Below are 13185 nucleotides of genomic sequence, written 5' to 3' on the forward strand. Positions count from 1 at the left end.
GGGGCGGGCAGCACCCGAAAGTGTTGCCCGCCCCTTTTCTCGCCCGCCTGAGCGGTGAGAAAGTGCTTAGCCGCCGAAGCTCTTGAAGCGCTTGTTGAACTTTTCGACGCGACCAGCCGAGTCCATGATGCGCTGCTTACCCGTGTAGAACGGATGCGAGGCGCTTGAGATTTCAACGTCGATCACCGGGTAGGTAGCACCATCGAGCTCGATGGTCTTGCTGCTGGTGAGCGTGGAACGGGTGAGGAACGTCTCGCCCGAGGCCAGGTCGCGGAACACGATGGCGTTGTACTCGGGGTGGATCTCGGTCTTCATGGGTGTCCTTATGCTGTCGGTGATTGATGCGCAGAGCGCACGAAGTCTCTAGCGACGATGCGCCAAAACTCTACTTTAGCAGATCCCGGAGTCGATTCGGACGTCGACGCTAGACTCGCGCAACTGCTGCGTAGCGGCCGCCCTCAACCTTCAAGTCAAAACTCATGCCAAAGGTGTCGCCCAGTGATTCGGCGGTGAGTGTCTCATTGATAGGCCCCGCCGCCTGTACCCTGCCGTCTTTCAGCATTAGAACATGGGTGAACCCCGGCGGGATCTCCTCAACGTGATGGGTCACCATAATCATTGCCGGCGAGTCGGGCGATTGAGCGAACCCCGAAAGCATCTGCAGGAGACGCTCACGCGCACCAAGGTCGAGGCTCGCGCTCGGTTCGTCCAAGAGCAGAAGCTCCGGGTCTGTCATGACTGCCCGCGCGATCATTGCGCGCTTCCGCTCACCATCGCTAAGGGTACTGAAGGGGTGGTCGGCAAGATCTGTAAGTCCCCACTCAGCGACAATACGATCAGCCTGCCTAAAGTCGTAATCGTCGTATTTCTCGTTCCACCGACCCTCGACAGCATAGGCGGCGGTGAGCACAAGATTTCTCACCGTTTCAGTTGCTGGAATTCGGCGCGCGGTGGCCGTCGAAGCGAATCCGAGGCGGTTGCGTAATTCCCAGATGTCAAAGGTGCCAAGTCGCTGGTCGAGGACGTCAACCGTGCCCGAGGTGGGATAGTCGTTTGCGGTTGCGATCCGCAGCAGTGTTGTCTTACCGGCACCGTTTGCGCCGAGCACTACCCAGCGCTCAGAACTGTCAACCTCCCAGTTCACTCCGTCAAGAATGGGACGACCGCCCCGAACGTAGGAAACATCGTCGAACCGGAGCACATTGACCATAGCTGCAAGCCTACTCAGTGTGACGCTCTCGTCGCGTGTGCTCTGACCGCGTGTGCGATCTCTACACTGGATCTATGAGCCTCTCCCCCGCGCCTCGTCCACTGGTAGTACTCGACTGCGATTCGACGACGATTCAGGACGAAGTTATTGAGCTATTGGCCGACGCGGCGGGGACTCGCGAGCAGGTAGCTGAGGTTACCGAGCGAGCCATGCGAGGTGAACTCGACTTCGCGGAGAGTCTGCGTGAACGCGTGGCGACCCTAGCCGGGGTTTCGGAGACGGTCTTTGATGAGACCTATCGACGCGTGCGGCCAACACCCGGGATTCATGAGCTCGTCGCCGAGGTGCACGCTCGCGGAGGCAAGGTCGGCGTTGTCTCGGGAGGCTTTCACGAGGTGCTTGATCCCCTCGCAAACGACCTCCGTCTCGATTACTGGCGCGCGAACCGTCTGGAGGTCGCAGATGGGAAGCTCACCGGTAGGGTGTACGGTCCGATAATCGATGCTCAGGCAAAGGCCGACGCGCTTCGAGAATGGGCGGCAGCCGAGGGAATCCATTGGGGCTCGACGGTCGCAATCGGGGACGGAGCAAACGACCTCAAGATGATGGAGGTCGCGGCTCTCTCAGTCGGTTTCAATGCAAAGCCCATCGTCACCGAGTTTGCGGACGTGTCGATCGAAGATGATCTGCGGAGAGCCATCCCCCTGCTCGACAGGCTTCTCGACACGCACTAAGCCTCTAGTGGCCCATCCCCAGGCCACCGTCAACGGGAATCACAGCACCCGAGATGTAGCCAGCTTCATCCCCAGCGAGCCACGATGCCGCAGCGGCAATCTCAGACACCTGACCAAAGCGGGCGGCCGGAATCGAACCCAGGTACTGCTTCTTCTGAGCTTCCGGAAGCTCTGCGGTCATGTCGGTCTCGATGAACCCGGGGGCGATCACATTTGCGGTAATTCCGCGTGAGCCGAGCTCGCGAGTGAGCGACCGCGCGAATCCGACGAGGGCAGCCTTTGAGGAGGAGTAGTTGATCTGCCCGGGAGAACCGTAGAGCCCGACCACGCTCGAAATCAGGATCACCCGTCCGAACCGCCCCTTCAACAAACCCTTCGCGGCGCGCTTCACGACGCGGAAAGTGCCCGTGAGGTTCGTATCGATAACGGTGGTGAACTCCTCTTCGGTCATCCGGAGCAGCAGGGTGTCACGGGTGATCCCAGCATTCGCCACCACAACTTCGACTGGACCGAGTTCACGCTCGACTTCCGAGAAGGCGGCATCGATCGAGGCGGAATCGGTCATTTCGGCGCGAACAGTGAGCGCGCCCTCGGGGCCTTCGCCCGAACGCGCGGTGACGGCCACCCGGTGACCATCTGCGAGCATACGTTCCGCGATGGCATATCCAATGCCGCGATTACCGCCGGTCACGAGTACGGTACGAGGTGTGCTCATCGGGTGGATCCTTCCGTTGAAATGCTCTCATCAGCCTAGAGGAATCTGGACTTCCGCGCCGTCCACTCGCACCTTCCGCTCAGTGCGAGGCGGTACCCTAAGAGGGATCGGAGACGAGGCCCATGTCTGAGCAATATCGTGTGACATCGGCAGGGGTAAACCCTGCCGAAGATCGCGCGTACCGCATGCGAATGTACTTCATTGTGATGAGCCTACGAGTCGTCTGCATCGCCTCGCTCTTCTGGGTGCGCGGGTGGTGGATCCTGGTGGCGGCCGTCGGCTCCGTTCTTCTGCCCTGGTTCGCCGTTCTTATCGCCAACGCCGTAAATCACGACGGAGACGGGGACCGACCTGACGCTCCGACTCCGTTGGAACTCAGCGGGAGTGTCCCGACTGTTGTTGAGGCAGAAACCACGTCGGCTCCCGAGGTTCTTATCGTCATCGACGCACCGGCCGAGCGGCGCAAGAGTGGAGAACCCACTTGAGCGGCCTACTCGCGGCGTCTCTTGGCGCGAACACCCCGCAGGTTCTTGAGTGTTCTCGGGCGTCGTGTCGCGAGCGCGCGAGCGCCGCGATCCACTGGCGAAACCCGAAGATTCACGGGGAGGAACGGCGGAAGACTTGGTTGGCGTGCGAGGAGCACCTTGACTTCTTGCGCGACTACCTCACGACTCGATCTTTCCCGGTCGAGGTCGCGGCCATCAGCGGTGAGGAGATTGTAGAGTGACAGACCCTCAGGCTGTTGGGTGGAGCTTCCTTCGCAGCAGGCGGTGGTTTGGTTACCTCGCCATGCTGGTGCTGTTCTCGCTCGCATGTGTTTGGTTCGGCAATTGGCAGTTCGATCGCCGAGCGGAGGCCCGAGCCGAAATTGCACGCATCGACGCGAACTACGATGCGCCAGCGGTCCCCCTGACCGATGCTCTCGCCGGGCTGAGTGATTTCACTGAAGATGAGCTGAAATGGCAGACCGTCGTAGCCACTGGCACCTACGTCGGTGAGCCCTTTCTCGCGCGCAACCGGCCGGCAGCAGAGGGTGTCGGCTCGAATTTGATCATGCCGCTGCAACTCGCCGATGGCTCTGTCTTCTTTGTGGATCGGGGCTGGGTGCCCGTCTCCGGCGCCGACGAAATACCGGCTAATCTCCCTGCTGCCCCTACCGGCACCGTCACCGTTGAGGCACGATTGCGTGCGAGCGAACCCGAAATATTCGGTAGGAGCAGCTCCGGTCGGTCAGTCGCGAGCATCAATCTCCCCGAGCTGAGTGCACTGCTGGAAACTGAGCGTGCCTACACCGGCGCCTACGGGCAAGTGGTCTCAGAAACGCCAGCGGGCGATACCGGCCTTCTCCCAGCGAAACCCGAACGTGACGAGGGACCGCATCTGTCCTACGCGTTGCAGTGGTACATCTTTATTTTGATCGCCATCGTTGGCGTGGCCTATGCCGCGCGTCAGGAGTATCGAAATCTTAATGCCGGTGACGCGTCCGTGCTTCGTGAAGACGCCCGACGCGCTGAACGGAAGCGGCGACGCGGACCAACCGATGCCGACGTGGAAGATGCGCTACTAGACGCCTAGGCGAGCTCAATCAAATCGAGGTACTCCTTCGACCAGTGATCTTCGGTACCCTCGGGCATGATCAGCACCCGCTCAGGATTCAGCGCTTCAACTGCTCCTGGGTCGTGCGACACCAGCACTACCGCTCCGGTGAAGTTAGCGAGAGCGTCGAGAATCTCTTCTCGACTCGCGGGGTCGAGGTTGTTCGTGGGCTCATCAAGTAGCAGCACGTTAGCGCTTGACACCACAAGCATCGCGAGAGCGAGCCTCGTCTTCTCGCCGCCGGAAAGGACGCCCGCTGGCTTGTGCACGTCGTCACCGGTGAACAGGAATGAGCCCAACACACGCCGCGCCTCGGTCTCTGTGAGATGCCGTGAGACGGACACCATATTGTGGAGCACGCTCGCCTTCACGTCGAGTGTCTCGTGCTCCTGCGCGTAGTATCCAACCTTCAGTCCGTGACCTGCGATAAGAGTGCCGGCGTCGGGTTCATCCACTCCGGCAAGGATCCGAAGCAGGGTGGTTTTGCCTGCACCATTCAGACCGAGAATCACGACCTTGGAACCCCGGTCGATTGCAAGATCGACTCCCGCGAAGATTTCGAGCGATCCGTAGGACTTTGACAGCATCTCGCCCATAAGTGGCGTCTTGCCACACGGGGCCGGGTCGGGGAAACGAAGCTTCGCTACCCGGTCCACTTGACGCTCGTCTTCAAGGCCTGAAAGCATCTTCTCGGCTCGCGCAACCATCTGATGTGCGGACGCAGCTTTCGATGCCTTTGCACCAAACCTGGCAGCCTGTTGCTGCAGCGCAGAGGCCTTCTTCTCGACGTTGGTGCGCTCCTTGCGGCGACGCTCCTCGTCGGCCGCGCGCTGGCGCAGATAAAGTTTCCAGCCCATGTTGTAGATGTCAATGACCTGACGGTTCGCGTCAAGATAGAACACCCGGTTCACGGTCTCCCCGACGAGATCGATGTCGTGGCTGATCACGATCACTCCCCCGCGATAGCTCTTCAAGAACTCGCGCAACCACACGATGGAATCTGCGTCGAGGTGGTTTGTGGGCTCGTCGAGAATCATGGTGTCAGCGTCGGAGAAGAGGATCCGGGCAAGCTCGATCCTGCGTCGCTGCCCACCTGAGAGGGTCCCAAGTGGCTGATCAAGGACGCGGTCGGGAAGCCCGAGGTTATGAGAGATCGATGCGGCTTCGGCTTCCGCGGCGTAGCCGCCTAGAGTCTGGAAGCGATCGGTCAAATTTCCGAATCGCTTCATCGCCTTTTCCGCGATGACAGGATCCGTCGAGGCCATGTCCTCTGTGGACTTCGTGATCTGTTGGGTGAGCGTGCCCAGGCCGCGAGCGTCGAGAATGCGGTGACGGGCAAGCTGCTCGGGATCGCCGGTACGCGGATCCTGAGGGAGAAACCCGAGTTCACCGGAGACGGCGATGCTGCCCTCGGCGGGCTGCAGTTCCCCGGAGAGGGTCCGCGTGAGCGTCGTCTTCCCGGCCCCGTTTCGCCCGACCAGGCCGATCTTGTCGCCCGGGGTCACTCGAAAGGTGACGCCAGACATCAATCGACGCGCGCCGACGTCGATCGCGAGGTTTTCGACCGTGATCAAGGAAACTCCTACATGGTGTGACATGCGAAGGCCCGGGCTTGACGGCCCGGGCCTTCGCGGAAAAGCAAAAAACTAGATTGAAAAGCCCAACGCTCTCATCATGTCGCGGCCGTCATCAGTGATGCGCTCAGGAGTCCACGGAGGCATCCACACCCAATTGATGCGAAAGGCCACCACTAGCCCATCAAGAGCCTCAGCAATGTCATTCTCGATGACATCGGTGAGGGGACAGCCGGCGCTCGTGAGCGTCATGCTGATCACAAGCGCATCGTTGTCTGCGTCGTAGGCGAGATCGTAGATCAGTCCCAGGTCGACGATGTTGACGCCCAACTCCGGATCGGAGACATTCTTCAGAGCCTCTATCGCCTGCTCACGGAACTCTGGATCGATCGAGGTGATATTTACGGTCTCGCTCATGATCTCAGCTTAGACCTCGACGGCCTCGGGCAGGAAACGATCGTAGCCTTCGGCCTCGAGTCGGTCGGCGAGTTCGGGGCCGCCCTGTTCAGCGACGCGGCCGTCCACAAAAACGTGCACGTAGTCAGGCTTGATGTACCGCAGAATGCGCGTATAGTGCGTGATGAGCAGAACCCCAAGATCGGTTCCTTCTTTCGCGCGGTTCACACCCTCCGAGACCACCTTGAGCGCGTCCACATCGAGGCCCGAATCGGTCTCGTCGAGCACCGCAAACTTCGGCTTCAGAAGTTCGAGCTGCAGAATCTCATTGCGCTTCTTCTCCCCGCCGGAGAACCCCTCGTTCACGTTACGCTCGGCGAAGGAAGAGTCCATGCGGAGATCTTCCATTGCAGCCTTGACGTCTTTCATCCAGGTGCGGATCGCCGGAGCTTCTCCAGCGATCGCAGTCTTGGCTGTGCGCAGGAAGTTGGCGTTGGTGACACCGGGAATTTCGACCGGGTACTGCATAGCGAGGAACAGTCCCGCACGAGCGCGCTCGTCCACTTCCATCTCGGTAACTTCGACCCCGTCGAGGAGTATCGAACCACTCGTGACTTCGTACCGGGGGTGGCCTGCGATCGCGTATGCGAGCGTCGACTTACCTGAGCCGTTCGGTCCCATGATCGCGTGAGTCTCTCCCTGACGAATAGTCAGGTTGACACCTTTGAGGATCTCAATTGGGCCTTGCTCAGTTTCGACACTAACGTGCAGATCCTTGATCTCAAGAATAGAACTCATACGGATATCTCTTTCGTAACTGTGGGGTCGATGTAGATCATGCCGTCTTCTATCTCAACGGCAAAAACGGGAACCGGCTCATAAGCCGGCAGATTCTGCGGCTTTCCGGTGCGGAGCGAAAATGCTGAGCCATGAGCCCAACACTCAAGGGTGTCGCCTTCTACGAATCCCTCTGCGAGACTGATCTGGCCATGGGAACAGACGTCACCGATGGCATGAACCTCGCCTTGGCCGTCGAGCACAATGGCTATCGGAACGTCGTCGACGACCACGCGCACTGCCTGATCCTGGGTCAATTCGCTCAGCGCGAGAACTTTCTGTTTGCTCACGAGTGCGCGGCCCCCGCGAGCTCGTCCTCGATCGCAGTCTGCAATCGTTCTTCGGTCTCAGCATTCCCAATCTGGCCGATCACTTCGAGTAGGAATCCGCGCACGACAAGCTTGCGTGCCTCATCTGCCGAGATCCCACGACTTTGCAGATAGAAAATATGCTCGTCGTCAAACCGACCAGTTGCGCTTGCGTGACCGGCACCCGCAATGTCGCCAGTCTCGATCTCAAGGTTTGGGATCGAATCCGCCCGTGTCCCCTCGGTCAGCGTGAGGTTGCGGTTCTGTTCGTATGAATCGGTGCCGCTCGCAATGTTCCGAATGAGCACGTCACCGATCCAGACCGTGCGCGCACCCTGGCCCTGGAGTGCGCCCTTGTAGTTGACGCGGCTACGGGTGTTCGGTGCATTGTGATCGAGATAGACCTGCTGCTCCAGGTGCTGGCCAGCATCGGCGAAGTATGCGCCATAGGCCTCACCGTTAGCTCCCTGTGAATCAAGGTGAATCGAGGGATTAACGCGAACAATGGAGCCCCCGAGTGACACCACAATATGCTTCAGCGACGCATCCCGGCCGACGGTCGCGTAGTGACTTGCGAGGTGCTGGGCATCCTCTGACCACTGCTGGATGCTCACCACGGTGAGGTCGGCACCGTCACCGACAACGATCTCGACGTTCTCCGATAACTTCGCCGAGCCACGGTTCTCGAGAATCACGAGACCACGGGCGTGCGGCTTCGCTTCAATAACGGTGTGCGCCGCCCGGGCCGTATCCCCGAGCTGTGACCGCGTGACCACTGCAGTCACCGATTCCTCGCTCGTGACCGTGAGTAGGAGTGCTTCTGAGAACGCCGACCAAGCTGCAGCGGCTCCACGTTCCTCCGGGGTGCCAGCGCGGCCGATCCGTGGATCATCTCGTCCGATCCACTCACTCGAGATGCCCGCTGTCTCGGTGATGCTGTAGGGAGTGCGCGAGCCGTCGAGGTCACCATTCAGGAGCGCGTCGAGCTGAGCGACGGGAGCGAACTTCCACACAGCCTCGCGTCCCGTGACGACCGGAAAGTCCGAGACCTCGGTTGATGTGAAACGCTCTGACCTGGTCTGCACAGGTACCTTTTTGTCCCAACCCCCATCGGAGTGGGCAGCGAAGCCATGTTGGACGGCTTCTTTCGTGGCAACAGCTTCGGTCATTATCCGACGGATCCTTCCATGCCCATCTCAATGAGCTTGTTCAGTTCGAGCGCGTATTCCATCGGCAGTTCGCGGGCGATCGGCTCGATGAAGCCGCGCACGATCATCGCCATCGCCTCTGCCTCTTCGAGTCCCCGGCTCATGAGGTAGAAGAGCTGATCCTCGCTGACTCGCGATACAGTCGCTTCGTGCCCCAGCTCAGCGTCATCGGTGCGAATGTCAATTGCCGGGTAGGTGTCGCTTCGAGAAATGGTGTCTACAAGGAGCGCGTCGCAGACTACCGAGTTGGCGGCATGATGTGCGGCAGCGTCGATACGAACTTCGCCGCGGTACCCGGTACGGCCTCCGCCTCGAGCGATCGATTTCGACAAAATCGAAGACTTGGTGTGCGGCGCCATGTGGATCATCTTGGCGCCTGCGTCCTGGTGTTGGCCGGGCCCAGCAAACGCGACGGAAAGAGTCTCACCCTTGGCGTGCTCACCAGTGAGGTAGATGGACGGATATTTCATCGTCACCTTCGAGCCGATGTTTCCATCTACCCATTCCATCGTGGCGCCCTCCTCGGCCACCGCGCGCTTGGTTACCAGATTGTAGACGTTCGTCGACCAGTTCTGTATCGTCGTGTATCGGACACGAGCATTCTTCTTCACGATGATTTCAACAACTGCCGAGTGCAATGAATCGCTCTTGTAAATCGGAGCGGTGCAGCCTTCGATGTAGTGGATGTAACTGCCCTCGTCAGCAATGATCAGGGTGCGCTCAAACTGACCCATGTTTTCCGTGTTGATACGGAAATATGCCTGCAGAGGAATCTCCACGTGTACCCCCTTGGGGACGTACACAAACGAACCACCCGACCACACCGCCGTATTGAGCGCGGCGAACTTATTGTCGCCGGACGGGATGACGGTGCCGAAGTACTCTTTGAAAATCTCGGGATGCTCGCGAAGGGCAGTGTCCGTGTCAAGGAATAGGACGCCCTGCTGTTCAAGATCTTCACGAATCTGGTGATACACCACCTCGGATTCGTACTGGGCAGCTACGCCAGCGACGAGTCGTTGACGTTCGGCCTCGGGAATACCTAGGCGCTCGTAGGTGTTCTTGATCTCCTCCGGCAGGTCTTCCCATGTGGTGGCCTGCTTCTCAGTGGAACGAACGAAGTACTTGATGTTGTCGAAGTCAATCGCGCTAAGATCGGCACCCCAAGTGGGCATCGGCTTGCGACCAAAGATCTCGAGAGCCTTGAGACGACGCTCCAGCATCCAGGCAGGCTCGTCTTTCAACCCGGAAATATTGCGCACGACAGCTTCGCTGAGGCCACGCTTGGCGACGGCCCCGGCCTCATCTTTGTCATGCCAGCCAAATTCGTATACTCCCAAGCTGTCTAGCTCGGGTCGTTCAATCAGCACGTCTGGCATCGTTCCATCCCTCGATCTCTCGTTTCGGGAACCACGCACTGCGCCGAACATGTTCAGCCTTGCGGGCTCGGGCATCCACCTGGTTCCCTGCAACGGTGCAGTAGTCTGGGTGTCGGACGGACCCGGTCGACTGTGCATTGCACAGATGAGACGGATTGCCGTTCGCAACCACAGCTTCCCATGGTACTTCACCCGTATGTGAATCCGCAGGTGAGGGAGTTGCGCTCTGAGCGAAGGAAGCTCTTTTTCGAAAGGAAACCGTAGTGTCCACCGTGAGTCACACGCGCCGGTCAGCTAGCCCGCACCGAAGGCCCGCGCTCCCCCGGTTTCTTCCCACGCTCGCCTGGGCCTCGTTCGTGGCAAACGTCGGGATTATCGCCACCGGTGGCGCGGTGCGATTGACCGGGTCCGGGCTCGGGTGTCCCACCTGGCCTCTATGCACCCCGGAATCCTTAGTCCCGACCGAGGAAATGGGGATCCACGGGATCATCGAGTTCGGAAACCGCACGCTCACGGGCGTCCTGGGCATTCTGGCAATTCTCGTTTTTCTGTTGGTGTGGCGGCTTCGCCGGGAGCGACGTGACCTGTTCGTACTGGCAGCGGTGGTGCTGGTCGGTATCGTTGCACAAGCCGTCGTTGGCGGCATCACCGTGCTCACGGCATTAAACCCAATCATTGTCGGATTCCATTACGTGGCTTCAGTCGTGCTCGTGTGCGTGACCGCCGCGTTCCTCGGCCGAATGCGGGAGCAGCCAGGTCCACGCGAGCGCGTTGTGCCGCCGGGCTTCGCGATCCTCACCCACGTGAACAGCCTGGTGCTTGCAGTGACCGTGTTCGTTGGCGTCCTGACCACTGGTGCCGGCCCTCACTCCGGCGATGCAGCAGTCGGGCGCAACGGATTCGATGCGGTTTGGCTCTCGCACGTTCATGCGTGGCCCGGGTACATCCTGACTGCGCTCACCCTGAGCCTGCTGATCTGGGCCGCGATCCGACGTCTCCGGCCACTGGCGTGGCTTGGCGCCTTGCTCTTCATCGTTGCCGTACAAGTCATAGTAGGCATCTATCAGGCGAGAAACGGCCTGCCCCCGTTTGCGGTCGGGGTGCACATGGTACTCGCCTCACTGGCGGCAGCGGCGCAGACACTCGTCATCCTACGACTGAAGCGGAACGCGTCAGCGACAGCGACGAATTGACCGCGGCGCCCGGGACCGCCAAGGTCCACGGGCACCGCGATCCGCTAGTGCTTGACCGGGGGTTCTGCACCGAAACCGGTCAGCGCACGCACTTCCATCTCGGCCGCAAGCGTGCTCGATTCGACGCGCTTCTCGGTCACGGACCCAAGCCACGCGAGGAAAAAACCCACCGGTATAGAGATAATGCCGGGGTTCTTCAGCGGGAAGATTGCGAAGTCGATACCTGCGCCCAGCATCGCCGTCTCATTGCCGGACACAACCGGCGATAGAGCGATGAGGCCGACGGCGGTGACGAGCCCACCAATCATGCTCCACACTGCGCCGCGAGTCGTGAACTTGCTCCAGAACAACGAGAAGAGAATGGTGGGAAGGTTCGCGCTCGCCGCAACTGCAAACGCGAGTGCGACGAGGAAAGCGACGTTCTGCCCCTGCACCCCGATGCCACCGAGGATCGCTGCGCCGCCGATCACCAGCGTGGTGATCCGAGCAACCTTGACCTCCTGTTTTGCCGTCACCTTGCCCTTCTTAATGACGCTCGCGTAGATGTCGTGAGCAAACGAGGCTGATGCAGTGATTGTGAGCCCGGCGACCACCGCGAGGATTGTCGCGAACGCTACCGCTGAGATGAAGCCCAGCAACAGCGGGCCACCCAGTTCTAGCGCCAGCAGCGGCGCGGCCGAGTTCTGGCCACCCGGTGCCGCAGCAATCGTTTCCGGCCCGACCATTGCGCCAGCGCCGTATCCGAGCACCAGGGTGAACAGGTAGAAGAGGCCAATCAGCCAGATCGCCCACACGACGGACCGCCGAGCTTCCCTGGCAGTGGGCACGGTATAGAAACGCATGAGTACGTGGGGCAAGCCCGCAGTTCCGAGCACGAGCGCAAGCGCGAGCGACACGAAATCGAGTGGGTTGGAGCCGTACTGCAAACCCGGACCAAGAATGGCCGCGCCATTTGTGTTCTCTGGATTGTTCACCGCAGCATCGAGAAGCGCCCCAAAGTTGAACCCGTTCAGCGCAAGCACCCAGATGGTCATGACTCCGGCACCGGAGATGAGGAGTACCGCCTTGATGATCTGCACCCATGTCGTTCCCTTCATGCCACCGATCAACACATAGAGAATCATTACTACGCCGACAACCACAATGACCAGGGACTGCCCCAGCTGGTCGTTCAGACCGAGCAAAAGAGAAACGAGGCCGCCAGCACCGGCCATCTGGGCCAGCAGGTAGAAGAACGATACGGCCAGCGTGGTGAGCGCAGCAGCCATACGCACGGGGCGCTGCTGGAGACGAAATGAGAGCACGTCTGCCATGGTGAACTTCGCGGTGTTGCGCATCAATTCCGCCACGAGGAGAAGTGCCACCAGCCAGGCGACGAGGAAGCCGATCGAATAGAGAAACCCGTCATATCCGTTCATTGCGATGGCGCCGCAGATACCGAGAAAGGAAGCCGCAGAGAGATAGTCGCCCGCAATTGCGATGCCGTTTTGGCGGCCGGTGAACGAGCGACCCCCCGCGTAGAAGTCCGCCGCGCTCTTGTTCGTGCGACTTGCGCGAATAACAATCACCATGGTGACCGCAACGAAGGCGAGAAATATCGAGATGTTGAGCACCGGGTTTTGTTCTGCCCCGCCCTCTTGCATGAAGAAGGTATTCATCGCATTCCCTCCTCGGTGCTCGAAGCGACCTCGCGACGTTCGAGATCCGCACGGAGGTCAGTCGTCAGAGGATCGAGCTTCCTGTTCGCGAAGCGGACATACCACATCGTGATCACAAATGTTGAAACGAACTGCAGCAGTCCGAGCAAGATGCCCAGATTCACAAATCCGGGAACTGGAATTGCCATGAGGTCGTGCGCGAATGCCGCGAGCGCGACATAACCAAGAAACCACACCATGAATACTGCCGTGAGCGGGAATACGAAGCCACGATAGCGCCGCTTCAACTGCTGGAATTCCGGTGTGCGACGGAATTCTTCGTAATCAATCGATGATTGAGCTTCGTTGCTCATACGACCTCCTTGTCGTGAAACGCC

General features: G+C 59.9%; 16 protein-coding genes. 5 read left to right on the plus strand and 11 right to left on the minus strand.

Annotation, left to right across the window (positions count from 1 at the left end; genetic code table 11):
- Positions 1 to 66 precede the first annotated feature (66 nt).
- The gene (locus ACTNFJ_RS05065) at positions 67 to 315 is read right to left on the minus strand and encodes a type B 50S ribosomal protein L31 (RefSeq protein WP_435907143.1); all 249 of its coding nucleotides are present in this window, start codon (positions 313 to 315) and stop codon (positions 67 to 69) included.
- A 109-nt stretch (positions 316 to 424) separates the two neighbouring features.
- A complete protein-coding gene (locus tag ACTNFJ_RS05070; RefSeq protein WP_435907144.1) occupies positions 425 to 1210 on the minus strand; it encodes an ABC transporter ATP-binding protein in 786 nt (261 codons plus the stop codon).
- Between the two features lie 74 nt (positions 1211 to 1284).
- Between ACTNFJ_RS05070 and serB the strand changes: the two genes are divergently transcribed.
- Positions 1285 to 1944 (plus strand): phosphoserine phosphatase SerB, encoded by a 660-nt coding sequence (serB, locus tag ACTNFJ_RS05075; protein ID WP_435907145.1) that lies wholly within the window; start codon positions 1285 to 1287, stop codon positions 1942 to 1944.
- 4 nt (positions 1945 to 1948) lie between these two features.
- Here the strand turns inward: serB and fabG are convergent, their stop codons facing one another.
- On the minus strand, positions 1949 to 2659 hold the full coding sequence (gene fabG / locus ACTNFJ_RS05080) for a 3-oxoacyl-ACP reductase FabG (protein WP_435907146.1): 711 nt from the start codon (positions 2657 to 2659) through the stop codon (positions 1949 to 1951).
- Between the two features lie 122 nt (positions 2660 to 2781).
- Here fabG and ACTNFJ_RS05085 point away from each other — a divergent pair, with 122 nt between their 5' ends.
- Genes ACTNFJ_RS05085 through ACTNFJ_RS05095 form a run of 3 tightly spaced genes read left to right on the plus strand, consistent with a single transcriptional unit; the run spans position 2782 to position 4234 of the window.
- Positions 2782 to 3144, plus strand: a complete 363-nt coding sequence (locus ACTNFJ_RS05085; RefSeq protein WP_435907147.1) for a DUF3099 domain-containing protein — start codon at positions 2782 to 2784, stop codon at positions 3142 to 3144.
- A complete protein-coding gene (locus ACTNFJ_RS05090; RefSeq protein WP_435907148.1) occupies positions 3141 to 3386 on the plus strand; it encodes a hypothetical protein in 246 nt (81 codons plus the stop codon). Before ACTNFJ_RS05085 ends, ACTNFJ_RS05090 begins: the two co-directional genes overlap by 4 nt.
- Positions 3383 to 4234 (plus strand): SURF1 family cytochrome oxidase biogenesis protein, encoded by an 852-nt coding sequence (locus tag ACTNFJ_RS05095; RefSeq protein ID WP_435907149.1) that lies wholly within the window; start codon positions 3383 to 3385, stop codon positions 4232 to 4234. The genes ACTNFJ_RS05090 and ACTNFJ_RS05095 overlap by 4 nt, the downstream gene beginning before the upstream one ends.
- On the opposite strand, the gene ACTNFJ_RS05100 is transcribed toward ACTNFJ_RS05095, so the two are convergent.
- From ACTNFJ_RS05100 to sufB, 6 genes are all read right to left on the minus strand, one after another.
- Positions 4231 to 5781 (minus strand): ABC-F family ATP-binding cassette domain-containing protein, encoded by a 1551-nt coding sequence (locus ACTNFJ_RS05100; RefSeq protein ID WP_435907248.1) that lies wholly within the window; start codon positions 5779 to 5781, stop codon positions 4231 to 4233. The two genes, ACTNFJ_RS05095 and ACTNFJ_RS05100, sit on opposite strands and share 4 nt — an antisense overlap.
- 120 nt (positions 5782 to 5901) lie before the next feature.
- Positions 5902 to 6246: a metal-sulfur cluster assembly factor gene (locus tag ACTNFJ_RS05105; protein ID WP_435907150.1), complete on the minus strand. Its 345-nt coding sequence runs from the start codon at positions 6244 to 6246 to the stop codon at positions 5902 to 5904.
- Between the two features lie 9 nt (positions 6247 to 6255).
- Entirely contained in the window at positions 6256 to 7023 is a 768-nt protein-coding gene (gene sufC / locus ACTNFJ_RS05110) for a Fe-S cluster assembly ATPase SufC (RefSeq protein WP_435907151.1), read from the minus strand.
- Positions 7020 to 7352, minus strand: a complete 333-nt coding sequence (locus ACTNFJ_RS05115) for a non-heme iron oxygenase ferredoxin subunit (protein ID WP_435907152.1) — start codon at positions 7350 to 7352, stop codon at positions 7020 to 7022. Before ACTNFJ_RS05115 ends, sufC begins: the two co-directional genes overlap by 4 nt.
- Positions 7349 to 8539, minus strand: coding sequence for a Fe-S cluster assembly protein SufD (gene sufD, locus ACTNFJ_RS05120; RefSeq protein WP_435907153.1), 1191 nt, complete (start codon positions 8537 to 8539; stop codon positions 7349 to 7351). The genes ACTNFJ_RS05115 and sufD overlap by 4 nt, the downstream gene beginning before the upstream one ends.
- Positions 8539 to 9957, minus strand: a complete 1419-nt coding sequence (gene sufB / locus ACTNFJ_RS05125; protein WP_435907154.1) for a Fe-S cluster assembly protein SufB — start codon at positions 9955 to 9957, stop codon at positions 8539 to 8541. The genes sufD and sufB overlap by 1 nt, the downstream gene beginning before the upstream one ends.
- 272 nt (positions 9958 to 10229) lie before the next feature.
- Between sufB and ACTNFJ_RS05130 the strand changes: the two genes are divergently transcribed.
- Positions 10230 to 11150: a COX15/CtaA family protein gene (locus ACTNFJ_RS05130; RefSeq protein WP_435907249.1), complete on the plus strand. Its 921-nt coding sequence runs from the start codon at positions 10230 to 10232 to the stop codon at positions 11148 to 11150.
- Positions 11151 to 11194: 44 nt separating this feature from the next.
- On the opposite strand, the gene ACTNFJ_RS05135 is transcribed toward ACTNFJ_RS05130, so the two are convergent.
- Both ACTNFJ_RS05135 and ACTNFJ_RS05140 read right to left on the minus strand, forming a co-directional pair.
- The gene (locus ACTNFJ_RS05135; RefSeq protein ID WP_435907155.1) at positions 11195 to 12808 is read right to left on the minus strand and encodes a monocarboxylic acid transporter; all 1614 of its coding nucleotides are present in this window, start codon (positions 12806 to 12808) and stop codon (positions 11195 to 11197) included.
- Positions 12805 to 13161 (minus strand): DUF485 domain-containing protein, encoded by a 357-nt coding sequence (locus ACTNFJ_RS05140; protein WP_435907156.1) that lies wholly within the window; start codon positions 13159 to 13161, stop codon positions 12805 to 12807. Before ACTNFJ_RS05140 ends, ACTNFJ_RS05135 begins: the two co-directional genes overlap by 4 nt.
- Positions 13162 to 13185 lie beyond the last annotated feature (24 nt).

Source organism: Leucobacter shiyiweii (genome assembly GCF_052446065.1).
Taxonomy (GTDB): domain Bacteria; phylum Actinomycetota; class Actinomycetes; order Actinomycetales; family Microbacteriaceae; genus Leucobacter.